We start from the raw sequence: 25,010 nt of genomic DNA, 5'->3' as shown, positions 1-25,010 counted from the left end.
CTGACAGCAGATACGAAAAAGGCGGCCTGCAGGCCGCCTTTTTTATTTGTCTTTGGCGTAGGGATTTTTCTGCCCCTTCACGATCAGGCGGATCGGCACGCCGGGCAGATCAAACGCCTCGCGCAGGCCATTCATCAGATAGCGTTTATAGCTGTCGGGCAATTGCGACGCCCGGCTGGCCATAAGCACAAACGTGGGCGGCCTCGCCTTGGTCTGGCTCAGATAGCGCGGCTTGACCCGGCGGCCGTCCACGGCGGGCGGCGGGTGGCGCTGAACCATTTCGGCGAGCCAGTCATTGAGATCGCGGGTTTTCACCTTCACGTCCCAGTTCTTGTGCAGCTCGGTGACGGCCGGCATGATCTTGTCGAGACCCCGACCTGATATCGAGGAAATCGGGATCAGCGGCGCGCCCTTGATCTGCGGCAGAAGACGTTCGAACTCTTCGCGCAATTCAACCAGCTTGGCCTGTTTGTCCTCGATCAGATCCCATTTGGTGATCAGAACGACCAGGCCCCGGCCCTCAGTCACCACCTTGTCGGCGATGGTCAGGTCCTGTTTTTCGAACGGGCGTTCGGCGTCCACCAGCAGCAAGACGATCTCGGCGAACTTGATGGCGCGCAGCGTATCCGCCGCGCTCATCCGCTCCAGCCGGTCATCCACCTTGCCGCGTTTTCGAAGCCCCGCCGTATCGTGCAGGCGCACGCGGCGGCCATCCCATTCCCATTGCACCGCGATCGCGTCGCGGGTCAGTCCCGCTTCGGGGCCAGTGATGAGACGGTCTTCACCAATCAGGGCGTTGATGAGCGTGGATTTGCCCACATTCGGGCGACCAGCGACCGCCAGACGCAAAGGCGCGCCCTCTTCATCCTCTTCACCCGTCAGGCCTTGCGCTTCCAGTTCCGACCGGATGCGCGCGCGCACTTGTTTCAGGGCGCCGGTCAGACGGCTGTACAGATCGCCCATGCCTTCGCCGTGCGCAGCGGAAATGGGCACAGGCTCTTCCATGCCCAGCTTCCACGCTTCCATGGCGCCGTATTCGCCCTTGGAGCCTTCGCATTTGTTGACGGCGAGGATGACCGGGATGTGGTGGCGGCGCAGAATATCGGCGAAGCGCTCATCCATGGCCGTGACGCCTTCGCGTCCATCGATCAGGAAGATGCAGACATCGGCTTCATCCAAGGCGGCTTCGGTCTGGGCGCGCATGCGCGCTTCAATACCGGCCTTGTTATCTTCATAGCCGGCGGTGTCCACCAGACGCAGTTCGAGGTCGCCGATACGGCCACGCGCTTCGCGCCGGTCACGCGTAACGCCCGGACGATCGTCCACAATCGCCAGCGGTTTGCCGGCGAGACGATTAAACAGCGTGGACTTGCCCACATTGGGCCGTCCCACAATGGCGAGGGCAGGCAGGGTCGATTTCAAAGAATGGCTCCAGAGCCCCCTGAAATCAGCGTAAAGCGATCAGGCGGCCTTCATCGGTCAGCACGAGCACCGTTTCATCTGCGATCACAGGCGCAATGTAAACCGAATCTCCCAGATCGCGATCACCCGTTTGTTCGCCGGTGGCCGGGTCATAGAACCGCAAATCACCCTCAGACGACGCCACCACAAGGCGGCCGCCCGCCAGAATCGGCCCCGCCCAGGAGACGCGATTCTTGCGTTTGCGCTCATTGCGGAACTGCTGCAGCTGGGTCAGCCAGCGCACAGCGCCGGTATTGCGCTCAATCGCGACCAGCTCGGCGTTGACGGTGGTCAGGAACAGAAAATCGCCTGCGATAGTCGGTGCGTTCAAGCCCCCCGCCGGCTGCTCCCAGATGCGCTCGCCGCTGCGAATGTCGAACGCCGCCATCGAGCCTGAATGGCTCATGGCGTAAACCGCATCGCCCAGAATGACCGGGCTCGCAGCGATGTCGTTGATGGTGGAGAGCGGGGTCAGGCCGCCCGCACGGGTCAGGGAATCTGACCACAGCACGGTGCCGTTCTGCGCCCGAAGCGCCACGAGCTCGCCCGATGAATACGGGGCGATGACCACTTCACCCAGCACAGCCGGGCTCGGCGAAGTCAGGATGCGCGCGGTTTCAGCGATGGAGCGGTGGGTCCACAACACATCGCCCGTGCTCGCATCCAGCGCCAGCAATTCGTTGTCATCGGTCGACACGAACACGCGGCCATCCGCCACGGTGGGCGAGGAATGAAACGGGGTGAGCGAATGGGCGCGCCAGATTTCGTCGCCGGTCGCAGCGTCCAGCGCCACAAAGAAACCGCCGCCCGAATGGGCGTAAACCCGGCCGCTGTCAAAAGACAGGCCGCCACCAAAGGTCAGAACCTGATCGCCGCCCCGGAAGAAAGGCAGAAAGCCGTCGCCTTGCGCTTCATGCAGGCTGGGGTCGTCCAGACGCGTGCGCCAGATCTCTTCCCCGTCCGACAGGTTCAGCGCGGAGATGCGACCGCTGGCGTCGATCACATAGGTCACGCCGTCAGACACGACCGGGCGGGCATTGATGCGGGCGTTGCGGCTGGAGCCGGCGCCGATGCGAGAGCGCCAGACAATATTGAGATCGCCGCTGGCCTGGGTGTGCTGCATGGCGTGGGTCGGATAGCCGTCCGCCTGGGGCCAGGCCGTATTCACATAGGCGCGCGGCAGGGACACGACGCCCGCCTCATCCACGCGCAGCGTGTCGCCCAGCTCCAGCACAGACCGGCGTTCGGTCTCGGGCGGCGCATTGGGGTCATCGGTCTCTTCGCCCTGGAAAGGGTTCAGATTGCTCAGACGTTCGCCGGCTCCGCAGCCGGTCAGCACAAGGCTGGCGGCCATCAGGGCGTAAAGCGGCAGGGTGCGAGACAGGGTCACTGCCCGTCCTCCTCTTGCTCGGCGGTCTGACCCGCAGTCTCAGCCGGGACTTGCGCCGGCTCTTCAACGTCCGCAGCAGGCTCGGCTGCGGGTTGCTCGGTCATCTGGGCGGGCGCAGCGACAGGCGCGCGCTGATTGAGATAGGACTGCGCTTCCACCACGCGCTGGCTCATGCCTTCAGGCATATCCAGAGCGATGGACAGCAATTGATAGCGCTGGCGCGCATCATCCCAGCGTTCATCCCGCAAGGCTGCGGCGGCCATAAGCTCACGCGCCAGCAGCCCGACGGGCGCAGCGCCCTCGGTCAATGGCTCGAGCCGGTTGGCGAGATCGTCATAGGACAGAGCGTCAAACTGGGCCAGAGCCGCCTGATAGCGCGCCAGATCGCGGATCATCGGCTCAGGACTGATCTCGCCCGCCTGAGTGAACAGGCGCGCCGCCTCTTCACGATCGCCCTGGGAGAGCGCAATGTCGCCACGACGCATCAGCGCCAGGGTTTCATACCCACGCGGCGCAGACTCAGCGAGCGCCTGGAACTGGCTGTCGGCCTGGATGACATCGCCGGCCTCATACAGCTCCGCCGCCGCCTGGAAGGCGTCAGAAGCGCTGTCAGCGCGCTGCTTGGTCGACCATTCAATAAATTGATACGTCCCCACGCCCAGCACGATCGCGGCGACTCCGCCGCCAATCCACGGGCCCCATTTCTTGAGAAGGGCTTTGTACCGTTCCTGGCGCAGCTCTTCTTCAACTTCGTCGAAAACGTCGACCACCGGGGCGCTCCACTTATTTTAAATCTCTGTGCGGCGGACCCTAGCCGCGTGCATCGCGGCGGGCAATACGTGCTTGCGGTATCAGCGCTTCTTGGCGCCGTAGACATGATCGGGGCCCGGAAAGGCGCGCGACCGGACTTCGCTGGCGTAGTCCTTGAACGCCGCCTCGGCAAGCTCGCGTAAATTGCCGTATTTCTTGACGAATTTTGGCGCCCAATCGAACAGGCCTAACATGTCTTGCATCACCAGCACCTGACCATCGCATGCCGAAGAGGCGCCGATGCCGATGGTGGGGACAGACACCATCTGCGTCACCTCACGCGCCACATCCTCGGCGACGCCCTCCACCACCATGGCGAAGGCGCCCGCCTCGTCCATGGCGCGCGCTTCAGCCAGCACCTTGGCGCGGCTGTCGTCATCGCGGCCCTTGGCCTTGAAGCCGCCATCGGCCAGCGCCGCCTGGGGCCGCAGTCCCACATGCGCCACCACCGGAACGGCCCGATCCACCAGATAGCGTACGGTTTCCGCCATCTGCACGCTGGTTTCGAGCTTCACGGCGCCGGCGCCCGTCTCTTGCAAGACGCGCACGCAATTGGCGAAGGCCTGTTCCTTGGACTGTTCATAGCTGCCAAACGGCATGTCCACGACGACCAGCGCCTGTTTGGAGCCGCGCATCACCGCCTGACCGTGCAAGATCATCATCTCAAGCGTCACCGAAATGGTGTTGGGCAGGCCATGGACCACCATGCCCACCGAATCGCCCACCAGAATCAAATCCGTGTGCGGATCCATCACGGCGGCCATCGGCGCATCGTAGGCGGTCAGGGAGACGATGGGCTCATCGCCCTTGCGGGCGCTAATATCGGGCGGGGTGAGCCGCTTGATCGGCGCCTGGGTTTGAGCGGACATGGCGGGACTCCCTAGCAATCAGAGCCCGGCAGACTATCGCGCTTTCGCGGGCGCACAAGCGGCGCGTCTTCACCCTGTCGTGCGCGCGTCAGAGATAGCTGCGTGCGCCGGGCAGCACCCAGGCGAAGCCCAGCGCTACGAGCGCCAGGATCGCCGTCACGAATGCTTCTGGGCCGAAGAATCCGAGCGCCTGTCCCATCACGCCCGTCACCTGCTCAGACGGAACAAGCCCGACCAGGTTCTCCAGCTGGCTGCCGGCGACCGCCGAGCCTGTCGCACCCGCGCCGCCCAGCGCCAGAAAGCGCATCCGGTCAGGATTGGCGAGGCGTTTGGAGACATGCTCCACAAAGACCGGGTCGTCCTGCGGCGGCGCCACTTCGGCGAACATCGCCGACAGCTCCGCATCAAAGGCGTCGTCGTTCAGATGATCAAGTTCGTCCGTCATGCCGCCGCCTCCTTGCGCTCGAACCAGGCTTTCAGCTTACCCTTGCCGCGATTAACATGGCTCTTCACCGTGCCCAGCGGAAGGCCTGTCACCTCCGCCGCGTCAGAATGCGACAACCCTGACGCATAACATAAGACGACACAGACCCGCTCTTCCTCGCCCAGGGTGGCGAGCGCCCGGTCAAGATCCACCCGTGCGCCGCCATCAGAGGGCGCCTGGTGGGTCTCCATGGGCTGGGCCTTGAGCTTTTCCATCGTCTTGTCGATCGCTTTGCGCTTGCGTGCGCTCATCAGGAATTCGGTATAGGCGATCCGGCACAGCCAGGCCTTGAATGATCCTGCGCCTGAATAGGCGGAAATCTTGTTATAGGCCTTGATGAACGTCTCTTGCGCCAGATCGTCGGCCAGGGCGGCGTTGCGGCATAAGCGCATCAGCACGGCCCGCACAGCGGATTGGTGGCGGGTGACCAGAGAGGAAAACGCCCTCTGGTCCTTGCCCGCGATCACCATCGCTATCAGTTCGCCGTCGCTGGGCGTCATGCCGCTGCTCCCCCTCCCAAGACTGGATCAGTCTTGGTCTTTCTTGCGAGAGAACAGGCCGAACAGCATCAGAACCAGGCCGATGAATCCCGGGAAAGCCGAGATAGCCAGCATAATCGCAAACACCTCATCATCGGCTGTCGTCGTCTGGATCGTCCAGCCCATCACCACCAGGGCCGCCGCCACCGCGATCAAGATCGCACCGGCTTTCAGATCGCCGCCCTTGGGCTTTTCCTGTACGCCCAGCGCCTTGATGGTCTCAGGGCTGAGTTCCTGACCGCTACGCACCGCTTCGCGCACCGTCTCCAGCACGGCTTTACGCCGTGACGCCGATCCGATCACATTCAAGGCGACAATCGCCACGACCATGCCGAAAAGGCCCAGCGGAACCAGAACGTCTTCCATAATCAACCTCCAGATTTGGGACGCGCTCAAGGCGTCCTGTACCGCTTAGATGCCGGGTGCGGTGCGATTGGATGCAAACTCGACGACGGCGACGCCAAAAAGCTGCATGTGGAAATAAGCGATCAATGCGGACGCCAGCAAGCCAAGAAGCACAGCGGTGAGATCCGCCCATAACTGACCGGGCCGGGCGAAATGTCCACCGCTCCAATAGCCCTCGACCAGCAAGATCGCAGACCAGACAGCGAAAGCGCCGAATAAAACGATCGAGGCGAGCTCGCCATTGGCCAGAAGATGCGACCCCGACCAAAGGAAAACGCCCAGCGTCATCGGATGACGCGTGATCGAGCGGATATGGCTGGGCAGATAGGTCGCGATGATCAAAATGAGCGACAACGGCACCGCCACCAGCGCCAGCGTCCGCGTCCAGGCCGGCGGCCACCAGATATTGACCGAAGGGTGGGCCAGAATCTGACCATAGATGATCAAAGTCAGCCCGATCGTGCTGAGCACGGAATAGAAGATCGCAAACAGCGCTTCGCCGGTCACTTTGACCACCAGCGCCTTGATCCCCAAAACCCGCGTCAAATGCACGCCGATGAAAAACACCAGGCCTGTGATCAGCACGCCCATAAACCGCCCTCCCCTTGAGCAGCGCGAACCCTAAACCGACTCTGTCCTTGCTGGCGAGTGGCCTTCACCGTCTGCAGCGCTAAGTCCAAGTGTCCCGTGTCGGACAAACACCAGACTGGGGCATAGATCCGGAGGCCCTCATGACCGATCTCTTGCGCTTCTTGCTTCGCCACGCTGTTCTGGGCATGGCGATCGGCATCGCCTTCACGGCGGTGCTTCTGGTTCTCGATGTGGGTCATCTCAGACGTCTGACTGAAGGCAGTGTGAGCGGAACCGGTGTCCGGCTCCTGCTGGCTTTCTTCATCGGCTCCACCTTCGCCAGCCTGCAAATGGGAATCGCGGTGATGTACAACCCGCCTGGCGGCTCACAGTCAGACGATGACGATGACACGGCTGGCGAAGACTGATCGCCTTCCCCATCTGACTCATTCGTAATGCGCGCCTGCTGCGTGGACTGTTTCATGGCAAGGGTGCGATGCCCTATGGTGCGCGCAATCGAGCTATCATCCTTTGGGAGGGGATATCATGCGTTCACTTCTTCTCGCCGCCGCCAGCGGGCTGGCCCTCGCCGCCTGCAGCCAGCCGGCTGACACCACGACCAACACCGAATCTCAGACGGCGCCGCAAATGCAGGACGCGTCGATGACCGATCAGGCGCAAAGCGCCAATCCGCTGATCGCCGAGTGGGACGGCCCGTTCGGCGGCGTCCCCGCCTTTGACCAGATGGAGCTGTCCTATCTGCGCGACGCGCTGGAGACCGGCATGGACCGCTCTCGCGCCGAGATCGAGACGATCGCGAACAATCCCGACGCGCCGACCTTTGAAAACACCATCGTCGCCATGGAGCGCACCGGCTCCACGCTGGACCGTGTCTTCACCTATTACGGCATCTGGTCGTCCAATATGAGCTCGCCGGAATTTCGCGAGATCCAGCGTGAGATGGCCCCGGTCCTCTCTGCCTTCTCCTCGGAAATCACCCAGAACGAAGCGCTGTTCGAGCGTATCCGCGCCGTCTATGAAGGCGAAGAAATGGCGACGCTGCGCCCTGACCAGCAGCGCCTTGTCCAGCTCACCTATGACAGCTTCGCCCGCAATGGCGCGACGCTCGAGGGCGCTGAAGCCGAGCGCTACGCCGCGATCCAGTCGCGCCTGGCCGAGCTGCACACCCGCTTCGCCAACAATGTGCTGGCGGACGAAGAAAACTATGTCACCTATCTGAGCGACGACCAGCTGTCGGGCCTGCCGGACAGCTTCGTCACCGCCGCCGCCAATCTCGCCGCTCAGCGCGATCGTGACGGCGAGTACGCCGTCCTGAACACGCGGTCCTCCATGGATCCGTTCCTGACCTATTCAGATGAACGCGATCTGCGTGAAGAGGTCTGGCGCACCTATTACAATCGCGGCGACAATGGCGACGAATTCGACAACAACGCCATCATCGCCGAAATCCTGCAGCTGCGTGACGAGCGCGTCGAGCTTCTAGGCTATGACAATTACGCTCAATGGCGTCTGGAAAACCGCATGGCGGGCAATCCGGAAAACGCGCTGGAGCTGATGGAGACCGTCTGGCCGGCCGCCATCGCGCGCGTCGAGGAAGAAGTCGCCCAGATGCAGGCGCTCGCCGATGAGCGCGGCGACGACATCACCATCGAGCCGTGGGATTACCGCTACTACATGGAAAAGGTGCGTCAGGCCGAATACGACCTGAACTCCGAGGAAGTGAAGCAGTACTTCAACATCGAGAACCTGCGCGAAGCCATGTTCATGGTGTCGGGCGAGCTGTTCGGCTTCCAGTTTGAGGAAATCACCGACGGCTCCGTGCCGGTCTTCCACCCCGATGTGCGCGTCTGGGACGTGACCGATAACGAAAGCGGCGATCATATCGGCCTGTGGTATCTCGACCCGTATGCTCGTCAGGGCAAGCGCTCGGGCGCCTGGGCGACCAGCTATCGCGGTCACACCACCTTTGACGGCCAGGAAACCGTGCTGTCGTCCAACAACTCAAACTTCATCCAGGGCGCGCCCGGCGAGCCTGTGCTGATCAGCTTTGACGACGCGACGACCTTCTTCCACGAGATGGGGCACGCGCTGCATTCGCTGTCCTCGAATGTCGCCTACCCGTCTTTGAATGGCGGCGTGCGCGACTACACCGAGTTCCAGTCCCAGCTTCTTGAGCGTTGGGTGCTGACCGAGCCGGTGATCGAGAACTATCTGCGCCACGCCGAAACCGGCGAGCCGATGCCCGACGACCTGGTGGCTCGCATCCGCGCCGCCTCGACCTTCAACCAGGGCTTTGCGACCACCGAGTATCTCGCCTCGGCGCTGGTGGACATGTACTTCCACACCGCCGACCCTGAAGGCATTGATCCGGATGCGTTCGAGCGTGAAACGCTGGAGCGTCTGGGCATGCCCGACGAGCTGCCCATGCGTCACCGCACCCCGCACTTTGGCCACATCTTCTCCGGTGAAGGCTATTCGGCGGGCTATTACGGCTATATGTGGGCGGACGTTCTGACCTCTGACGCCACCGAAGCCTTCATCGAAGCCCCGGGCGGCTTCTATGATGCCGAGATGGCCGAACGCATGGTTCAGTACCTGTTCGCACCGCGCAACTCGATTGATCCGGCCGAGGCCTATCGCCAGTTCCGCGGCCGCGACGCCACTGTCGAGCCGTTGATGCGCGACCGGGGCTTCCCGGTGCCGGGCGAAGAGGAATAGACCTCTCCCCTTACGACCAAACAAGGCGGGCGGCTCGATGAGCCGCCCGTTTTGCATTCAGGGCTCAAAAAGGCAGTTCAGTCATATCGGGCAGCGGGGCCGTGATCTGTGCGCCATTCACACCTTCGCCCGCCATGAAGGCGTGCATGACGGCATGCACGTCAGGCGTCGTCATGTAGAGGTTGTGGCCGGCGTTCTCGACGATCACCCAGTCCAAATCGCTCATGCCGGCCAACGCCGCGCGCTGACTGTCCGGATAGGTGCGGCCGTCCAGCGTGCCGGACAGCAGCAGGATCGGCGTATCGCCCACTGGCGCGGCGCGGAAATCGTCGCCCAGATCCAGCCCGTCCCAGAGGCGGTTCAGCTGCGGCATGGGAAAGTTCAGATAGGCGCCCAGAAGCGCCGTTTGCGCTTCCGCCTCCACCTGCGCCAGACGCGCCTCAGTGATCCCGGACGCCAGGTCCATCGCAGTCGACATCGGGCTCAGGCTGATCGGCGCGCCCAGATCATAAAACCGTCCGATCAGGGCCGCTGCGAGGTTTGCGCTGCCCGCCTGATCCAGCTCGGCATACATCGCCAGTGCGATGGCGGCTGAACCCGGATCCGCGATCAGACCCGAGGTCATTTGCTGCAGGTCGCGGCGTTGCAAAAGATACGGGCGTGGCCCGCCTTCACGGTCAGCGACTTCGATCATCACAGGCTCGACCTCCAGACGCGCATGCACGCGCCGCATCATGCCAGCGACATCCGGATAGGCGGCTGCGGCTGCGGGTTGCGCATTCACGGCCCGCTGCAGCCTTTCGATGTAAGCCTCTGTCTGGAATGGAAGTTTGACGGTCTGGTCCAGCCCTTCGGCGCTGGCGAGGATTGCGCGATCGATCTCGTCAGGAATGGATTTGAGCGCCGCCATGGCCAGATGCGTGCCATAGGAAATGCCCCACAGCGTCATCTCATCGGCGCCCAGATGCGCACGCAAATCCGACAAATCCGCCACGCTCTGCTCGGTGGTGTAGCCCTCGATCGACACGCCCTGCGTGCGCCAGAAATCCCGGCACTCCAGAGCGGCTTGCCGGTAGGCGTCCGCATACTCCGCGTCGGTGGTTGGTTCAGTCTCAGACACCGCGACACTGGACACGCATTGCGGCAGATCATTGCGCGACAGCCCTGTGCCGCGCTGGTCAAAGGCGATGACGTCGCCATGGCGGCGCATCTGCATGAACAGATCAAAACGCTGACGGCGCGCGGTGCCCGTGCCGGACCCGCCCGGCCCGCCGGCGAGATATACGATGGGCGGACCGTTTGCGCCCTCCAGCGCCGGGAACCGCACATAGCCGATTTCAATCATCCGACTGTTCGGATCATTACGGTTTTCCGGCGCCTCGAACGCGCCTTGATACGCCTCGACGCTCTCGCCTGCATTGCTGGTGAAGGTGATGAGGTCTTCCGCCTGAGCGGCGCCTGTCAGCGCCAGAGTGGAGACGATTGCAAACAAGCCTGACCGCATGTGTTTCTCCTTTATGCCATCATCCCGCTCTTGCGGCGGGGCAAGGAGCATGGTTGGTCTAAACAGCGCCCTGCGTCAGGCGCGCTTCGGTCAGTGGCGCGGCCTGATCGGTGAACGGCGCCCGGTGGAGAGCCCAGTTGAAGACCCAAGCGCACACCCTGCTCCACCTTGCATTGGCGCTGCTGATTTGGCTCGCCGTACCGATTGGCGCACACGCTCGCCAGGCCATCAATCTCAGCGGCCTTCCCATGGTCGTCTGCCCTGTCGAGGCTCAACACCCCTCACCACCGGCTTTTGACGCGTCCAGATGCGAGCCCGGACAGTTTTACGCGCTTGATCCGCAAGGCCGGGACCTCTGGGCGCGTCTCACTTTCACGGTGGATCAGGATTGGATCGACACATCCGGGCCCAAAGGCGTCTTCATCTCGGGCCTTGCGGCCAGCGAATTGTATCTGAACGGGGTGATGATCGGCGCCAATGGCCAGCCAGGCGCAGACCGGGCGTCTGAAGTCCCTGGCCGCATCGATTTCGCCGCCCACGCCCCGCGCGATCTGTTTGTTGCAGGCGAGAACACGCTGGATCTGCGCCTGTCCGGCCATCACGGCTTTCTGACCCTGACAGCGCCGATGCAGGGCCTGTTTCTGGACGAGTATGGCTCACCCACCGCTGGTCTTCTGAGCTATTACTGGCCCGGCCTGATCATGCTTGGCGTGTTCATTCTGGGGGTGATGGTGTTTCTGGCCATGGCCGCGCGGTCAGAAGACCGCGAAGCGCCGATCATCTTGGCGGTTATGAGCGCCAGCCTGGGCGCGCAGCTCCTGATCGAGACGTCCCGCGGCCTCGTCTCCTATCCCTACCCGCTGCATGATGCGCGGTTGATCGGCATTGTTCTGGGCGCTTATCTCTTCTCGCTCAGCCTGATCGCCTATGGCTTGAAAGAGTTCTCCTCCCTCAATCTCAAGCGCCGCCTGTCAGGACTGGCCGGCGCCGCTCTGGTGCTGCTCGCGCCGGTCGCTCTGGCTCGCGGCTTTGACGGCAAAACCTGGGCCACGCTCGCTTTGACGTTTGGCCTCGTTGCGTTCGGCGCGGCATATGCGGCCCTGAAGGGAAAGCGTGACGCCTGGCCCTACGCCGCCGGGTTCAGCGTCGCCATGATCCTGGCGGTCTTCACCCAGAGCCGGTTCATCGACTTGCACCTGTACTGGCTGGGGGCGTTGTTCCTGATCGCGCTGTTTATCCGGCAGGCGCTGAGCCTGATCCGCGAACAGGCGCGCCGCCGCGCCGAAACCCGCCGGGCCGAAGCGCTGGACGCCGCTCTGGCTTTGGCGCAACAAGCGTCCGAGCCCGCTGTGCTGACGCTCGAAAGCGCGGGCCGCACCGATTATGTGCGCACCGAAGAGATCATTCGCATTCAGGGCGCCGGCGATTATGTAGACGTGGTGTTCGCCGATGGCCGCACCGTGCTCTACACGCTGACGCTCACGGCGCTAGAAGGCAAACTCCCTGCGGCCTTCTTGCGCGTGCACCGCTCTCATATCGTCAACACCGCCCATGTAGAGCGGCTGGAGCGCGAACCGGGCGGCGGCGGACATCTGGTGCTGACCACCGGCGCCCAGGCGCCGGTCAGCCGCCGGATCATGCCCAAGGTCAGAAGCGCGCTGTCACAAACCAGCTTGACGTCCGCCACCGCACGCTGACCGGAACCAATGCCGGGCCCTGACGTTAGCTGTACTCACGCTGGCAATGAACGGTCTGACATGGTGATGCTCGCCGCCTTTCTAGTGGGTTTAATCACGGGCGCACGGACCTTTCTCGCGCTCGCCTTGATAAGTGGCTATGCCCTGTTTATCGCGCCAAAGGTCGTGATTGCGCCTTTTAGCTGGCTGGGCAACCTGTGGGCGTTCGCCCCCCTCGCCGTCCTGGCCGCGCTTGAACTCTGGGCCGACAAACGCCCGCAAACGCCGTCCAGAACGCAAACGCCCGGCCTGATCGCCCGGCTCGCCGCTGGCGCTCTGGCGGGCGCAGCGCTTGGCGGCCTGTGGGCGATGCTCGTCGGCGTCATCGGCGCGGCCGCCGGCACATATGGCTGCGCCCATTTGCGGGGATGGGCGTCGAAATGTCTGGGCACTGACCTGCGCGCCGCTCTGACCGAAGATCTGCTCGCCGCTTCAGGCGCACTGCTGGTTCTCGCCTGCCTTGTCTGAGTCGAGCTGGTTGAACGCCTGATCCGCCCCCTTACTTCTAACCGCACACCCCCGATAGGAGCTCCCCCATGAATATCCTGATGGTCCTGACCTCACACGATCAGCTCGGCGACACCGGCGAGAAGACCGGTTTCTGGCTCGAAGAATTCGCCGCGCCCTATTACGCGTTCAAGGATGGCGGCGCGACCCTCACCCTCGCCTCTCCCAAGGGCGGCCAGCCGCCATTGGACCCCAAGAGCGACAGCGAAGACGCCCAGACCGAAGACACTCAACGCTTCAAGGCCGACGAAGACACGCAGAAGGCCCTCGCGAACACCGTGAAGCTCTCAACGGTCAACTCAGATGATTTTGACGCCGTCTTCTATCCCGGCGGCCACGGCCCGATGTGGGATCTGACCAATGATGAAGACAGCGTCGCGCTGATCGAGGCGTTCTGGAAATCCGACAAGCCGGTCGCGGCGGTCTGCCATGCTCCGAGCGTTCTTCTGAACGCCAAGGACGAGCATGGCCATCCGCTGGTGAAGGGCCGCAAAGTCTCCGGCTTCACCAATTCAGAAGAAGAGGCTGTGGGCCTGACCAATGTCGTCCCGCACTTGTTGGAAGACGCCCTGAAGGAAAAAGGTGGCGATTATCACAAGGGGGAGGACTGGGCGCCGTTCGCGGTGTCTGACCACCGCCTGATCACCGGCCAGAACCCGGCCTCGTCCAAACCGGTCGCCGAAGCCCTGATGGCTCAGCTCAAGATCGGCTAGACATCCGTTCCACGAACGAGAAAGCCCCCGGCGACAGTGTTCGTTCGGGGGCTTTTTAAGCGCTCAACCGCGAGGCGCGCGGCCGCCCGTGGCGACGCCGGAGACCAGAAAAGCCAGCGCAAGCACGCCCAGAATAGCCGCCACGACGTAAAACTCCGCGTCATAGCTGCCCAGCGCGCCGGTATAGCCCAGGATCGCGAACACCCCCGACAGACCGGCGAACAGCGTCACCAGAAAGCCTGTGGCGCCCGTCGCCCGCGGCGGCGTGCCGTCATACTCCGCGCGCGGCGCATCCATGTCGGTGAGCAAGGCCTCAGGCGGCTCCTGACCGGAGGCGGCATAGGTTTTGAGAAGTTCGAGCCGGGCCTGTGTGTTCTTGAACCGCATCAGGCTGCTCCACCCGGCGGCGATAAAGAAGCCGAGCGGAAACAGAAGCCACCAATACGCGCTGAAGAGTGTGACGAAGCTATCCATGAATCAGGTCTCCTGTGCCTGACGCGCCATTCAGCGGCGCGCCGTGTTCGTCACTCTCAAGGAGTGATCTGAGGCACAGCATGATCCAGAAACGACGACTTAGTCAGGGAAGCCTGTCATGTCTGGATGGTGACATCTGTCATCATCCAGACGCGGCGCACGCCGCCTCATTTGCGCAGCTTTAGTAATGCGGCGGCTTTTCATTGCCGGGCGCGGGCAGGCCCGCCTCCAGCTCGGCGATCCGGCCATCCGACTGGCTCAGCCGGGTTTTCAGCGCCTCGATCTCCTGGGTCTGACGGGTCAAAACCTCAGACAGATCATCGAGCATCTGCTGCTGCTCGGCGACGTGGATCTCTAGCTGGTCGAGACGGTCAGAACTCATCACACGCTTCCTGGCGTTTCGATCACAAGCACGCGCGCCGCGCCTTGCGGGTGGGCGACATGGGCGTCCCCTGACTGGGCGTGAAACACATCGCCCTCGTCCATCGGCAGGACAGAGATCTCACCGGCGGCGTTCTTGACGTGCATGTCGAGCTTGCCTTTAAGCAGGACAAACACTTCAGGCCCGTCATTGACGTGCCATTTATAGGGCTGGTCGGTCCAGTGCATCCGCACCGTCGCCGCATCAAAGCGCTCAATGTCCAAGGCGGCCCAGGCGCGGTCGCCCGTATAGCTCTCTGGCTTGATCAGTCTCATCTGCGGCTCCGGTCAGATTGACCGCCCTATTCCCACTCAATCGTGCCGGGCGGCTTGGAGGTGACGTCATAGACGACCCGGTTCACGCCGCGCACTTCATTGATGATGCGGGTCGCGACACGGCCCAGGAAGTCATGATCGAAGGGGAAATAATCCGCCGTCATGCCGTCGGTCGAATTCACCGCGCGCAGGGCCAGCACATTGTCATAGGTGCGGGCATCGCCCATCACGCCGACCGTTTGCACGGGCAGCAGCACGGCGAAGGCTTGCCAGATTGAATCGTACAGCCCCGCCTTGCGGATTTCCTCGATATAGATCGCATCGGCCTTGCGCAGGATGTCGGCCTTGTCCTTGGTCACTTCGCCCGGAATACGGATGGCGAGGCCCGGCCCCGGGAAGGGGTGACGACCGATAAAGCTTTCCGGCAGGCCCAGCTCGCGACCCAGCGCGCGGACCTCGTCCTTGAACAATTCGCGCAGCGGTTCGACGAGCTTCATGTTCATGCGCTCGGGCAGACCGCCCACATTATGGTGCGACTTGATGGTCACCGACGGGCCGCCGTCAAAGCTCACAGACTCGATCACGTCCGGATAAAGCGTGCCCTGGGCGAGGAAGTCTGCGCCGCCCACGCCTTTGGCCTTGTCTTCAAAGACGTCGATGAAGAGCTTGCCGATGGTCTTGCGCTTTTTCTCCGGATCGCTTTCGCCCGCCAGCGCCGACAAGAAGCGCTCTTCCTCGTCGGCGGCCACCAGCGGAATGTTGTAGTGCTCGCGGAACAGCGAGACGACCTGATCGGCCTCGCCGGTGCGCATCAGGCCGGTATCGACGAACACGCAGGTCAGCTGATCGCCAATGGCTTCGTGGATGAGCACGGCGGCGACCGAGCTGTCCACGCCGCCCGACAAACCACAGATCACCCGGCCCGAGCCGACCTGTTCGCGGATCTTGGCTATGGCCTCTTCCTTGAAAGCGGCCATGGTCCAGTCGCCCTTCAGCCCCGCAATATTGTGGGTGAAGTTCCTGAGGATCAGCGCGCCGCGCGGGGTGTTGACCACTTCAGGGTGGAACTGCACGCCGTAAAAGCGCCGGCCCTCATCAGCGATGGCGGCGAAAGGGGCGTTCTCGCTGGCGGCGATAGGGTGAAAGCCCTGCGGGATCGCGTTGACGCGGTCGCCATGGCTCATCCAGACGCGTTCGAGATGGCCCACTGCGCCCAGACCTTCAAACAGCGGGCTGTCGGCGACGATCTCGATATCGGCGCGGCCGAACTCGCGTTCTTCCGCCGCTTCCACGCTGCCGCCGAGCTGGGCGCACATGGTCTGCTCGCCATAGCAAATGCCCAGCACTGGCAGACCGCGTTCAAAAACACTTTGCGTCGCGCGCGGCGTGCCTTCGCCGTGGACGGAATTGGGACCGCCCGACAGGATGATCGCCTGGGGCGCATAGGCGTCCAAGAAGGCGTCATCGACGCGGTTGAAGGGGTGGACCTCGCAATACACGCCGCTTTCGCGGAGCCGGCGAGCGATCAGCTGGGTGACCTGACTGCCAAAGTCGATCACCAGCACTTTTTCATGATGGGCCTGAATCTCGGTCATGGCTGCGCATAGCGCAGACGGACGCATTTCGCCAGAGGGTATCCGCACGCCTGGGTCACATCCGGACGCAAATGGTTTTCCTCACACTCCGAGCGCGCTATGTTGGCACCATGATTCAACGGTTCGCCGCCTCCCTGCCCCATATTCTGACCGCGATGATTTTCATCGCGTGCTGGAGTGTGCAGGTCTGCGCCCAACCGATTGCCCCCGCCGCCGGCCATGGACACGCTCATGGCGCTGGGCACGCGCAAAGCGCCTCTGATCATCATCAGATGAGCGGTCACGCCCATCACGCCGCCGCCCAAGATCAGGCCGATCCCCATTGCGACGAGAATGCGCTGTGCGGCGCGGCGCTGGTGCTCAGCGATGCGCCCCAGATCGACGCCCCGGCGGTCTTGCCGACCGCGCCGCGCCCCGACCTTGCGCAGTTGCGCCGCACGGCCGTCCAGGCGCCCGTCTATGATCCGCTGCGGCCCAGACCGCCGCCGCGCCCAACCCCTGTCCAGCTTCATTCGGTCCAGCTCAACTAGGACGCCAGACACGCTGATCCGCGCCTTGCGCGGGCTTCGCCCTGTTTGACGAACCCTGTTGAAAGACCGAAATCATGCTCACAAGACGATCCTGGCTGACCGGCGCTGGCGCGCTGGCGGCCGCCAGCCTGACCCCGAACTGGGCCTATGGCGCCCGTGCGCTCACGCAGCGCGCCCCCGACGCCCTGACCGGCACGCAGTTCAATCTGGATATCGCCCGCACGCCCTTCCGCGTGGAGGGTCGCCGCGACACCGCGCTCACGGTGAACGGCACCGTGCCTGCGCCGCTCTTGCGCTGGCGCGAGGGCGACGAGGTGACGCTCAACGTCACCAATCATCTGGACGTGGACAGCTCCATCCACTGGCATGGCATTTTGCTGCCCTTCCAGATGGACGGCGTGCCCGGCGTGAGCTTCCCCGGCATTCGCCCTGGCGGGACCTTCACCTACCGCTTCCGCCTGCGCCAGTCGGGCACTTACTGGTATCACAGCCATTCAGGCCTGCAGGAGCAGGAAGGGCTTTATGGCCCGATCATCGTCGACCCGGCCCATCATGATCCGGTCGGCTATGACCGCGAGCATGTTTTGGTGTTGAGCGATTGGACGTTCATGTCGCCCGAGGCACTGTTCAACCGGCTGAAAACCAATCCTGAGAGCCTCAATTACAATCACCGCACTTTGGGTGATCTGGTCCGCGACATGGGCGAAGACGGTGCGCGCGCTGCGCTGTCTGACCGCGCCATGTGGGGTCAGATGCGCATGAAACCCACCGACATTTCAGATGTGGGCGGCGAGACCTATACCTATCTGATCAATGGCCAGGGACCGGGCAGCAACTGGACGGGCCTGTTTGAGCCCGGCGAGCGGGTGCGCCTGCGCATCATCAACGCCTCGGCCATGACGATCTTCAATCTGCGCATTCCGGGCCTGCCCCTGCAGGTGGTTCAATCGGACGGGCAGAACGTGGCGCCGGTCGAGACCGACGAGCTGCAGATCGGCGTGGCGGAAACCTATGACGTGGTGGTCACCCCGCGCGAAGATCGCGCCTTCACCATCATGGCGGAAAGCATTGAGCGCCTGGGATACGCCCGCGCCACATTGGCGCCGCGCGAAGGCATGACGGCTGAGGTTCCCGAGCTGCGCCCCACCCCGCTTCTGACCATGCGCGATATGGGCATGGATCACGGCGCCATGGGCCATGGCGGCATGGATCATGGGTCAATGGCTCAGGGCCAGATGGACCATGGCGCTATGAACCATAGTGAAATGAACCACGGTTCGATGGATCACGGGTCGATGGGCCATGGCTCCATGGATCATTCCGAGCATTCCGGGCAATCCGCCATGGCGATGGAGGACAGCGCGCCTGTCACCCACAACCATGTCGAAGGCCCCGGCGTCGCCAATCTCAACAGGGCGCCGATCAGTCGTTTGGATGAACCGGGGATCGGGCTTGAGGATGTGTACCATCGCGTCCTCACCTATTCCCAGCTGCGCAGCCTTGACCGCAATCCGGATGTGCGCGCGCCGGAGCGTGAGATGCAGATCCATCTCACCTCCAACATGGAGCGCTATATGTGGTCGTTTGACGGGGTGCGCTTCACCGAGATCGACGCGCCCATCGTCTTCCATGAGAACGAGCGCCTGCGGGTCACTTTGGTGAACGACACCATGATGCCCCACCCCATCCACCTTCACGGCATGTTCTTCGAGCTGGTGAACGGCGGCGGTGATCACAAGCCGCGCAAGCACACCGTGATCGTCAAACCGGGCGAGCGTTTGGCCTTTGACGTCACCGCTGACGAGCCGGGAGACTGGGCCTTCCACTGTCACCTGCTCTACCACATGCATGCGGGGATGATGCAGGTGGTCTCGGTGCGCCCCGGCCCCATGGATCATTCCGCTCATTCAGGCCATCAAGGCCATGAGGATCACCATCAGCCGGAACCCGCGCCGATGGACCATTCCAGCCATTCTGGCCATGGCGGCGGTCATCACGGCCATCACGCCCCTGCGCTAGAGCCTGAACCGGCGCCCGCCCACCCTAACCATCACTCTGGTCATCATGGCGGAGGCGCATCATGATCCGCTCCTTGCTTCTGGGTGCGACCTGCGCCCTGATCGCCGCACCGGCTTTCGCGCAAAGCCATGAGGGCGACCACGCCGAACCGCTGTGGAACGCCGCGGACCAATATTTCGACGCAGACGTGATGGCGCAGGCGCGTCATGACGTGCTGCACCATTCCGGCGCCACCCAGCATTCCATGGTGATGATCGACCGCTTTGAATGGCAGGACGCGGATGGAGAAACCGCCCTCAAATGGGAGGGCGGCGTGTGGACCGGCGGCGACATCAATCGCCTCGTGATGAATGTCAAAGGCGCCTATCTGCCTGACGAGGACAGCTTTGAGGGCGGCGAGGTCGAGCTTTTATACAGCCGAGCCGCCACCCGTTATTTCAACGTCCAGAGCGGTCTGCGTCATGAATTCGGCCCGGACGAGACGCAAGCCGCGATCGGGGTCGAAGGCCTCGCGCCCTATTGGTTTGAGGTGAACGCCCATGCCTATCTGGGCGGGGATTCCGGCGCCGCGATCGAGGCGGAGGTAGAGTACGAGATCCTCTTCTCCCAGCGCCTGATCCTGCAGCCGGTCATCGAGACTCGGTTTGCGTTCGGTGACGCCCCCTCGCTCGATCAGGGCACGGGCTTCACCGATGTCGAGGCCGGTTTGCGACTGCGCTATGAGATCCGCCGCCAGTTCGCCCCCTATGTGGGCGTCAGCTGGGAGCGCAAGCTGGGCGAAACGGCCACCATAGCCCGATCCCTGGGCGAAGAGGTGGAAGAAACCGCCCTCCTCGCCGGTGTGCGCCTCTGGTTCTAACGCAAAAGGCCCCGGCACTGCCGGGGCCTTTTTCTTGAGCGATCAGCCCCTAAGCTGAACGCTCCATCACGCAGACATAAAACCCGTCCGTGCCGGTGCGATGCGGGGAGAGCTGGATGGCGCCGAAGCGGCCTTCAAGGGCTTTCAGGCGCTCCTGCGCGCCCTCGGCGAGGCGGCCGGACTGGGCCATGGCGTCGCTTGTGGGTACCGGCGTGAAGTCAGAGTGCGCGTCGAGGAAGGCCGCGACCCGGTCCTCATTTTCTTCGGGCAGGATCGAACAGGTCACATAGACCAGCCGCCCGCCCGGTTTGACGAAGCGCCAGGCCTTGGACAGCACCTCGTCCTGTTCAGACTGGCGGCGCTTGAACGCCTCTTCCTTCAGCCGCCATTTGCTGTCGGGACGACGCCGCCAGGTGCCTGCGCCTGAGCACGGCGCATCCATGAAGACGCAATCAAGCTTGCCCTCGAGATCGCCCAGCGTTTCCGCTTCCTTGCCGTCGCGCACCTGCACATTGCGCGCGCCCGAGCGTTGCAGGCGCGGCCAGATCGCGCGCAGGCGGCGGCCGTCATAATCCCAGGCGTAAAGCTGGCCGGTGTTTTCCATCAGCGCCGACAGAGCCAAAGTCTTGCCGCCCGCCCCAGCGCAATAATCAAGCACCTGCCCGCCCTTGATGTCGCCTGCGGCCAGAGCCGCCAGTTGCGAGCCAATATCCTGCACTTCCACCCAGCCCTTGCCGAACGCGGGGATGCTGTCCGCCCCCGGCGCCTTGGCGCGCGGATCGGTTTCGGGAATGCGCAAGCCATCGAGGATCAGGTCGGAGACTTCGATAGTCTTGATTTTGGGGGCGACCGCGCCGAACGCCTTTTCCGGCTCGGCTTTCAGGCGGTTCACGCGCAGATCCACCGGCGCCCGGCCCGCCATGGCCTGGCCTTCCAATTCTGCCGTGTCGCCGTAGGCGCGCTCAAAGCTCGGTCCGAGCCATTCGGGCACATCCGCGCGCACATGAAGCGGGGCGTCTGTATCAAGGCCCTTGGAGAGCGCCTCGATTTCGGCCTCCGTCAGAGGGTCCGGCGCATGTTCATCGCCTTCAAACACCGCACCAATGGCGGTCGCGTCCATATCCCAGGCATAGGCTAGCGCCCCAAGCACCAGCGCGCGCGGCGTGTCCTCGCCCATCACATGGCGCAACGCGCCGCGGCGACGCAGCGCGTCCAGCACCAGTCCTGATATCCAGGCGCGATCCCCCGATCCGGCGAAGCGATGCGCCTTGCCCCAGTCGCGCAGGGCGTCCTTCACCGGTTGGTGCCGGTTCATCACCATATCAAGCACGTCAATGGCGCCGGCGATCCGTCCTGCGTCGCGCATGGGAAAGGTCTTTCTTTTCTTTTCGCCCCTCGGGCGTGAATTATTCCGCCATTCGGCGGGCGCGCTTTGCGCTTGCGGAGCAAAGCTCCGTGTTGTTTTGCCCTTCGGGCTGATATTCCGCCATACGGCGGGCGCGCTTTGCGCTTTGGGAGCAAAGCTCCAGTGGGCTGATCTGAGAGGGTGTTAGGCTCTGCAGTCAAAATCAATAAGCGCCCGAAAATCGGCGTCAGCTCATCTCGCCCTCTGATACACAGTCTGCATGTTGTTTTCACGCCCTTCCGACACCGCGCTTTATGACGCCCTTCTGAACCGGGACCCGAACTGGGACGGCCAGATGTTCGTCGGCGTCACTTCCACCGGGATTTTCTGCCGGCTTAGCTGCCCGGCCAGAAAGCCCAAGCCGGAAAACTGCCGGTTCCATGAAACCGCAGCCGAGTGCCTGAGCGCAGGCTTTCGTCCCTGCAAGCGCTGCAAACCGCTCGAGCATGGCATGGAGCCTTTGGTCGCCGATCTGAGCGCACGCCTGAACGCCGAGCCCGGACGACGCTGGCGCGAAGACGATCTGACGGCCCTAGGCTTGGACCCCTCCACCGTGCGCCGCGCCTTTAAACGTCAGCTGGGCGTGACCTTTCTGGAGCTGGCGCGCCTGCGCCGCCTGCAGGAAGGCTTTACGGCCCTGGGCGGCGGCGAGCGGGTGATAGACGCCCAACTGACAGCCAATTACGTCTCCGCCAGCGGGTTTCGGTCCGCCGTCAGCAAGCTGTTGGGCCTCGCGCCCGGCGCGTTCCGCGATGACGCTTTGCTGCGCTGCGCGCCGATCTCAACGCCGCTGGGGCCGATGATCGCCATCGCAGACGATCACGCCCTGCACCTGTTGGAATTCATGGACCGCAAGGCCCTGCCCTCAGAGCTTAAACGCCTGTCAGAGCGGATGCCCGGCGGGCTGGGTTTCGGACAAACAAAGCCACATGCCAGCATCGTCCGCGAGCTGGATGCGTATTTTGCGGGCGCCCTGTCTGCCTTTGAAACCCCTGTCACGCTGAACGGCGCTCACTTCGCGCAATCTGTCTGGCGCGCCCTACAGGATATCCCAATGGGACAGACGCGGAGCTACAGCCAGATTGCTGAGCATATGGGGCGCCCCTCCGCCGTGCGTGCGGTCGCGCGCGCCAATGGCGCCAACCAGCTCGCCCTGATCATCCCGTGTCACCGGGTGATCGGCGCCGACGGCTCCCTGACGGGATATGGCGGCGGCTTGCACAGAAAACGCGCTTTGCTCGATCTTGAACAACGCGCTTCCTGATTCAAAGGACCCCATCATGATCGAATCTTTCACGCGTCTGCATGCTGCAGGCGCACCCTTGGTGCTGCTCAACGCCTGGGATGCAGGTAGCGCACGCGCCATTGAACGCGCCGGCGCCCCGGCCATCGCCACATCGAGCTGGGCGGTCGCCGCCGCCCGAGGGTATGACGACGGAGAAGCCCTGCCCTTCGAAGAGTTGGAGGACGTCACCCGCCGGATCGCCAAATCCATCTCCGTCCCGCTGACCGTGGATATCGAGACCGGCTATTCTGATGACCCAGCCAAGGTCGCCGATAACGCTCTGCGCATCCGCAAAACGGGGGCCGTGGGCATCAATATCGAGGATCGCGACCCCAAGACCGCCAGCCCGGTGATGATCGAGGATTTCACCGCCAAGCTACGCGCCATCGTCCGCGCCCAGGAATCTAAAGGCGAAGCCTTGTTCATCAACGCGCGCAGCGAGGTGTTCTTTGACCCTGAGGACTCCACCCGCCCTGCCGAGCGCCTGGAGCATGCCATGGAGCGCGCCCATGCCTATGTGGACGCAGGCGCGAACGGGATCTTCTTCCCCGGCCTCACGGACCCCGATCTGGTGGCGAAGCTGGTGGAGGAAATCGGTGCGCCCATCAATGTGATGGTCCCCGATATCGAGCAGCTCAAGATCATGAAACAGGCCGGCGCCCGCCGCATCAGCTTTGGCCCGGCGCCGTATCTGTCGGCGATGGAGAGGCTGACCCAGTGCTCGCGCGAGGCGTTGACGCTCTGACCAAGAAAAACCCCCCGGCGTTTCCGCCGGGGGGTGTCTTCAGAACGCGACGCCCATCTAGGACGGCGTGGGATAATTCGGCGCTTCGCGGGTGATCGTCACGTCATGGACGTGGCTTTCTTTCAGGCCCGCGCTGGTGATGCGAACGAACTCGGCCTTCTCCTGGAATTCCTTGATCGTCTTGGCGCCGGTATAGCCCATGGCGGCGCGCAGGCCGCCCACCATCTGGTGCAGGATCGGCGCGACCGGGCCTTTGTAAGGCACCTGGCCTTCGATCCCTTCAGGCACCAGCTTCATCCGGTCGGTGACTTCCTTTTGGAAATACCGGTCGGCGGAGCCGCGCGCCATGGCGCCGACAGAGCCCATGCCGCGATAGGACTTATAAGCCCGGCCTTTATAGAGGAAGGTCTCGCCCGGCGCTTCTTCAGTGCCCGACAGCATGGAGCCCATCATCACGCAATCGGCGCCGGCTGCGATGGCCTTGGCGAGGTCGCCGGAATACTTGATCCCGCCGTCTGCGATGATGGAGCCGTCAAAGCCGTCCGCCGCGCGGCGGCAATCCATGATGGCGGTCAGCTGGGGCACGCCGACGCCGGCCACGATGCGCGTGGTGCAGATCGAGCCCGGCCCGATGCCCACTTTCACCGTGTCTGCGCCCACATCAAACAAGGCGCGCGCGCCGTCATAAGTGGCGACGTTACCGGCGACGACCTGGGTGGCGTTCGAGGCGGCCTTGATACGTTTGACTTGTTCAAGGACGGAGGCGGACATGCCGTGCGCGGTGTCGATGACGACCGTATCCACGCCTGCATCAATCAGCGCCTGAGCGCGCTCAAATCCGGCGTCGCCCACAGTGGAGGCGGCGGCGACGCGCAGGCGACCGTGTTCGTCCTTGGCGGCGTTGGGATAGGCTTCGGCCTTGACCATGTCCTTGACCGTCATCAGGCCGACGCAATGGCCCTCATCGTCGACAACCAGCAGCCGCTCAATGCGGTGCTTGTGCAACAGACGCCGCGCTTCGGCCTGATCCACGCCGGGTTTGACCGTCACCAGGTTCTCATGCGTCATCAGCGACGCCACAGACTGGTTCAAGTCATCGGCGAAGCGGACATCGCGATTGGTGATGATCCCGACCAGCTTGCCGTTCACGCCCTCTCCACCTTCCACGACCGGAATGCCGGAGATCTTGTGATGGTTCATCAGAGCCAGGAGCTCGGCCAGCGTCGAGTTGGGCGAGATGGTGATCGGGTTGACCACCATGCCGCTCTCATAACGTTTGACGCGGCGGACTTCTTCAGCCTGCTCTTCGATCGTCAGATTTCGGTGGATGACGCCAAGACCGCCATCCTGGGCCATGGCGATCGCCAGACCGGCTTCGGTCACCGTATCCATGGCGGCCGACAGAATGGGAATGTTCAGGGTGATCGACGGCGTAAGCCGTGTTCGCACCAAAGCGTCAGCGGGCAAAACCTCAGACGAACCGGGCTGCAAGAGCACGTCGTCAAAGGTAAGCCCCTCGCGAATCTGCATGGGGAGGCCTCCTTGTCTCTTGCGGGGCCGCTTTAGCAGGTTTCAGAGTGAGCGCAAGGCTGTTTAACCGCGCGGGTCGACGGATTGCCCCGTTTAGCCTACATGGTTATGGTAAACCAACCTGTGCGCGTAATACGCGTATTCC

At 63.3% G+C, this 25,010-nt stretch carries 25 protein-coding genes; 10 read left to right on the top strand and 15 right to left on the bottom strand.

From position 1 onward, the window contains the following. Window positions 1-42: 42 nt before the first annotated feature. From der to ACQ66J_RS12805, 8 genes are all read right to left on the bottom strand, one after another. Window positions 43-1,422, bottom strand: a complete 1,380-nt coding sequence (der, locus tag ACQ66J_RS12840) for a ribosome biogenesis GTPase Der (RefSeq protein ID WP_430431939.1) — start codon at window positions 1,420-1,422, stop codon at window positions 43-45. Between the two features lie 25 nt (window positions 1,423-1,447). Further along, window positions 1,448-2,851: a PQQ-binding-like beta-propeller repeat protein gene (locus ACQ66J_RS12835; RefSeq protein WP_375549335.1), complete on the bottom strand. Its 1,404-nt coding sequence runs from the start codon at window positions 2,849-2,851 to the stop codon at window positions 1,448-1,450. Further along, the gene (locus ACQ66J_RS12830) at window positions 2,848-3,621 is read right to left on the bottom strand and encodes a tetratricopeptide repeat protein (protein ID WP_375549336.1); all 774 of its coding nucleotides are present in this window, start codon (window positions 3,619-3,621) and stop codon (window positions 2,848-2,850) included. Before ACQ66J_RS12830 ends, ACQ66J_RS12835 begins: the two co-directional genes overlap by 4 nt. Window positions 3,622-3,702: 81 nt before the next feature. Next, on the bottom strand, window positions 3,703-4,530 hold the full coding sequence (panB, locus tag ACQ66J_RS12825) for a 3-methyl-2-oxobutanoate hydroxymethyltransferase (RefSeq protein ID WP_430431938.1): 828 nt from the start codon (window positions 4,528-4,530) through the stop codon (window positions 3,703-3,705). A gap of 88 nt (window positions 4,531-4,618) precedes the next feature. Further along, on the bottom strand, window positions 4,619-4,975 hold the full coding sequence (locus ACQ66J_RS12820; RefSeq protein WP_430431937.1) for a hypothetical protein: 357 nt from the start codon (window positions 4,973-4,975) through the stop codon (window positions 4,619-4,621). Next, on the bottom strand, window positions 4,972-5,514 hold the full coding sequence (locus tag ACQ66J_RS12815) for an RNA polymerase sigma factor (RefSeq protein WP_375549339.1): 543 nt from the start codon (window positions 5,512-5,514) through the stop codon (window positions 4,972-4,974). The genes ACQ66J_RS12820 and ACQ66J_RS12815 overlap by 4 nt, the downstream gene beginning before the upstream one ends. A gap of 27 nt (window positions 5,515-5,541) precedes the next feature. Continuing rightward, the gene (locus ACQ66J_RS12810; protein WP_430431936.1) at window positions 5,542-5,919 is read right to left on the bottom strand and encodes a DUF6249 domain-containing protein; all 378 of its coding nucleotides are present in this window, start codon (window positions 5,917-5,919) and stop codon (window positions 5,542-5,544) included. 45 nt (window positions 5,920-5,964) lie between these two features. Next, window positions 5,965-6,549 carry an NnrU family protein gene (locus ACQ66J_RS12805; RefSeq protein ID WP_430431935.1) on the bottom strand — a complete coding sequence of 195 codons (585 nt, stop codon included), beginning with the start codon at window positions 6,547-6,549 and terminating at the stop codon, window positions 5,965-5,967. A gap of 140 nt (window positions 6,550-6,689) precedes the next feature. Here ACQ66J_RS12805 and ACQ66J_RS12800 point away from each other — a divergent pair, with 140 nt between their 5' ends. Together ACQ66J_RS12800 and ACQ66J_RS12795 are read left to right on the top strand one after the other, a co-directional pair. Beyond that, entirely contained in the window at window positions 6,690-6,956 is a 267-nt protein-coding gene (locus tag ACQ66J_RS12800; protein ID WP_430431934.1) for a hypothetical protein, read from the top strand. Window positions 6,957-7,074: 118 nt separating this feature from the next. Next, a complete protein-coding gene (locus ACQ66J_RS12795) occupies window positions 7,075-9,267 on the top strand; it encodes a M3 family metallopeptidase (protein ID WP_430431933.1) in 2,193 nt (730 codons plus the stop codon). A gap of 64 nt (window positions 9,268-9,331) precedes the next feature. Here the strand turns inward: ACQ66J_RS12795 and ACQ66J_RS12790 are convergent, their stop codons facing one another. After that, window positions 9,332-10,771 (bottom strand): alpha/beta fold hydrolase, encoded by a 1,440-nt coding sequence (locus ACQ66J_RS12790; RefSeq protein ID WP_430431932.1) that lies wholly within the window; start codon window positions 10,769-10,771, stop codon window positions 9,332-9,334. 137 nt (window positions 10,772-10,908) lie between these two features. Between ACQ66J_RS12790 and ACQ66J_RS12785 the strand changes: the two genes are divergently transcribed. The 3 genes from ACQ66J_RS12785 (at window position 10,909) to ACQ66J_RS12775 (ending at window position 13,727) form a co-directional block, all read left to right on the top strand. Then, window positions 10,909-12,468, top strand: coding sequence for a LytTR family transcriptional regulator DNA-binding domain-containing protein (locus tag ACQ66J_RS12785; RefSeq protein ID WP_430431931.1), 1,560 nt, complete (start codon window positions 10,909-10,911; stop codon window positions 12,466-12,468). Between the two features lie 60 nt (window positions 12,469-12,528). Then, window positions 12,529-12,975: a DUF4126 family protein gene (locus tag ACQ66J_RS12780; RefSeq protein ID WP_430431930.1), complete on the top strand. Its 447-nt coding sequence runs from the start codon at window positions 12,529-12,531 to the stop codon at window positions 12,973-12,975. Between the two features lie 68 nt (window positions 12,976-13,043). Beyond that, entirely contained in the window at window positions 13,044-13,727 is a 684-nt protein-coding gene (locus ACQ66J_RS12775; RefSeq protein WP_430431929.1) for a type 1 glutamine amidotransferase domain-containing protein, read from the top strand. Window positions 13,728-13,790: 63 nt separating this feature from the next. Here ACQ66J_RS12775 and ACQ66J_RS12770 read toward each other — a convergent pair whose 3' ends face one another. The 4 genes from ACQ66J_RS12770 to guaA all read right to left on the bottom strand — a co-directional run bounded on the left by ACQ66J_RS12770 (window position 13,791) and on the right by guaA (window position 16,492). Beyond that, a complete protein-coding gene (locus tag ACQ66J_RS12770; RefSeq protein ID WP_430431928.1) occupies window positions 13,791-14,201 on the bottom strand; it encodes a hypothetical protein in 411 nt (136 codons plus the stop codon). Between the two features lie 181 nt (window positions 14,202-14,382). Further along, window positions 14,383-14,583, bottom strand: coding sequence for a SlyX family protein (locus ACQ66J_RS12765; protein WP_375549349.1), 201 nt, complete (start codon window positions 14,581-14,583; stop codon window positions 14,383-14,385). Beyond that, the gene (locus tag ACQ66J_RS12760; RefSeq protein WP_430431927.1) at window positions 14,583-14,897 is read right to left on the bottom strand and encodes a cupin domain-containing protein; all 315 of its coding nucleotides are present in this window, start codon (window positions 14,895-14,897) and stop codon (window positions 14,583-14,585) included. The genes ACQ66J_RS12765 and ACQ66J_RS12760 overlap by 1 nt, the downstream gene beginning before the upstream one ends. Before the next feature lie 26 nt (window positions 14,898-14,923). Next, the gene (gene guaA / locus ACQ66J_RS12755) at window positions 14,924-16,492 is read right to left on the bottom strand and encodes a glutamine-hydrolyzing GMP synthase (protein WP_273146413.1); all 1,569 of its coding nucleotides are present in this window, start codon (window positions 16,490-16,492) and stop codon (window positions 14,924-14,926) included. A gap of 110 nt (window positions 16,493-16,602) precedes the next feature. On the opposite strand from guaA, the gene ACQ66J_RS12750 reads away from it, so the two are divergent. From ACQ66J_RS12750 to ACQ66J_RS12740, 3 genes are all read left to right on the top strand, one after another. Next, window positions 16,603-17,022 (top strand): hypothetical protein, encoded by a 420-nt coding sequence (locus tag ACQ66J_RS12750; protein WP_430431926.1) that lies wholly within the window; start codon window positions 16,603-16,605, stop codon window positions 17,020-17,022. 74 nt (window positions 17,023-17,096) lie between these two features. After that, window positions 17,097-19,106, top strand: coding sequence for a copper resistance system multicopper oxidase (locus ACQ66J_RS12745; RefSeq protein ID WP_430431925.1), 2,010 nt, complete (start codon window positions 17,097-17,099; stop codon window positions 19,104-19,106). After that, the gene (locus ACQ66J_RS12740) at window positions 19,103-19,900 is read left to right on the top strand and encodes a copper resistance protein B (RefSeq protein ID WP_430431924.1); all 798 of its coding nucleotides are present in this window, start codon (window positions 19,103-19,105) and stop codon (window positions 19,898-19,900) included. Before ACQ66J_RS12745 ends, ACQ66J_RS12740 begins: the two co-directional genes overlap by 4 nt. Before the next feature lie 49 nt (window positions 19,901-19,949). Here the strand turns inward: ACQ66J_RS12740 and ACQ66J_RS12735 are convergent, their stop codons facing one another. Further along, window positions 19,950-21,266 carry an RsmB/NOP family class I SAM-dependent RNA methyltransferase gene (locus ACQ66J_RS12735; RefSeq protein WP_430431923.1) on the bottom strand — a complete coding sequence of 439 codons (1,317 nt, stop codon included), beginning with the start codon at window positions 21,264-21,266 and terminating at the stop codon, window positions 19,950-19,952. A 259-nt stretch (window positions 21,267-21,525) separates the two neighbouring features. Between ACQ66J_RS12735 and ACQ66J_RS12730 the strand changes: the two genes are divergently transcribed. Beyond that, a complete protein-coding gene (locus ACQ66J_RS12730) occupies window positions 21,526-22,569 on the top strand; it encodes a bifunctional transcriptional activator/DNA repair enzyme AdaA (RefSeq protein WP_430431922.1) in 1,044 nt (347 codons plus the stop codon). A 16-nt stretch (window positions 22,570-22,585) separates the two neighbouring features. Continuing rightward, entirely contained in the window at window positions 22,586-23,335 is a 750-nt protein-coding gene (locus tag ACQ66J_RS12725; RefSeq protein ID WP_430431921.1) for an isocitrate lyase/PEP mutase family protein, read from the top strand. A 57-nt stretch (window positions 23,336-23,392) separates the two neighbouring features. Here the strand turns inward: ACQ66J_RS12725 and guaB are convergent, their stop codons facing one another. After that, window positions 23,393-24,865: an IMP dehydrogenase gene (gene guaB / locus ACQ66J_RS12720; RefSeq protein WP_375549358.1), complete on the bottom strand. Its 1,473-nt coding sequence runs from the start codon at window positions 24,863-24,865 to the stop codon at window positions 23,393-23,395. Between the last annotated feature and the right edge of the window lie 145 nt (window positions 24,866-25,010).

Origin of the sequence: Oceanicaulis sp., from assembly GCF_965284345.1 — a bacterium.
In the GTDB taxonomy this organism is placed as follows: Bacteria; Pseudomonadota; Alphaproteobacteria; order Caulobacterales; family Maricaulaceae; genus Oceanicaulis; species Oceanicaulis alexandrii_A.
The sequence above is the reverse complement of the archived record's forward strand: the minus strand, read 5'-3'. Positions and strand labels throughout refer to the sequence as shown.

Coding starts and splice junctions, on each gene's coding strand:
- panB (WP_430431938.1), bottom strand. CDS start 4,530: ATGTCCGCTCAAACCCAGGCGCCGATCAAGCGGCTCACCCCGCCCGAT.
- ACQ66J_RS12820 (WP_430431937.1), bottom strand. CDS start 4,975: ATGACGGACGAACTTGATCATCTGAACGACGACGCCTTTGATGCGGAG.
- ACQ66J_RS12815 (WP_375549339.1), bottom strand. CDS start 5,514: ATGACGCCCAGCGACGGCGAACTGATAGCGATGGTGATCGCGGGCAAG.
- ACQ66J_RS12810 (WP_430431936.1), bottom strand. CDS start 5,919: ATGGAAGACGTTCTGGTTCCGCTGGGCCTTTTCGGCATGGTCGTGGCG.
- ACQ66J_RS12805 (WP_430431935.1), bottom strand. CDS start 6,549: ATGGGCGTGCTGATCACAGGCCTGGTGTTTTTCATCGGCGTGCATTTG.
- ACQ66J_RS12800 (WP_430431934.1), top strand. CDS start 6,690: ATGACCGATCTCTTGCGCTTCTTGCTTCGCCACGCTGTTCTGGGCATG.
- ACQ66J_RS12795 (WP_430431933.1), top strand. CDS start 7,075: ATGCGTTCACTTCTTCTCGCCGCCGCCAGCGGGCTGGCCCTCGCCGCC.
- ACQ66J_RS12790 (WP_430431932.1), bottom strand. CDS start 10,771: ATGCGGTCAGGCTTGTTTGCAATCGTCTCCACTCTGGCGCTGACAGGC.
- ACQ66J_RS12780 (WP_430431930.1), top strand. CDS start 12,529: ATGGTGATGCTCGCCGCCTTTCTAGTGGGTTTAATCACGGGCGCACGG.
- ACQ66J_RS12775 (WP_430431929.1), top strand. CDS start 13,044: ATGAATATCCTGATGGTCCTGACCTCACACGATCAGCTCGGCGACACC.
- ACQ66J_RS12770 (WP_430431928.1), bottom strand. CDS start 14,201: ATGGATAGCTTCGTCACACTCTTCAGCGCGTATTGGTGGCTTCTGTTT.
- ACQ66J_RS12765 (WP_375549349.1), bottom strand. CDS start 14,583: ATGAGTTCTGACCGTCTCGACCAGCTAGAGATCCACGTCGCCGAGCAG.
- ACQ66J_RS12760 (WP_430431927.1), bottom strand. CDS start 14,897: ATGAGACTGATCAAGCCAGAGAGCTATACGGGCGACCGCGCCTGGGCC.
- guaA (WP_273146413.1), bottom strand. CDS start 16,492: ATGACCGAGATTCAGGCCCATCATGAAAAAGTGCTGGTGATCGACTTT.
- ACQ66J_RS12750 (WP_430431926.1), top strand. CDS start 16,603: ATGATTCAACGGTTCGCCGCCTCCCTGCCCCATATTCTGACCGCGATG.
- ACQ66J_RS12745 (WP_430431925.1), top strand. CDS start 17,097: ATGCTCACAAGACGATCCTGGCTGACCGGCGCTGGCGCGCTGGCGGCC.
- ACQ66J_RS12740 (WP_430431924.1), top strand. CDS start 19,103: ATGATCCGCTCCTTGCTTCTGGGTGCGACCTGCGCCCTGATCGCCGCA.
- ACQ66J_RS12735 (WP_430431923.1), bottom strand. CDS start 21,266: ATGCGCGACGCAGGACGGATCGCCGGCGCCATTGACGTGCTTGATATG.
- ACQ66J_RS12730 (WP_430431922.1), top strand. CDS start 21,526: ATGTTGTTTTCACGCCCTTCCGACACCGCGCTTTATGACGCCCTTCTG.
- ACQ66J_RS12725 (WP_430431921.1), top strand. CDS start 22,586: ATGATCGAATCTTTCACGCGTCTGCATGCTGCAGGCGCACCCTTGGTG.
- guaB (WP_375549358.1), bottom strand. CDS start 24,865: ATGCAGATTCGCGAGGGGCTTACCTTTGACGACGTGCTCTTGCAGCCC.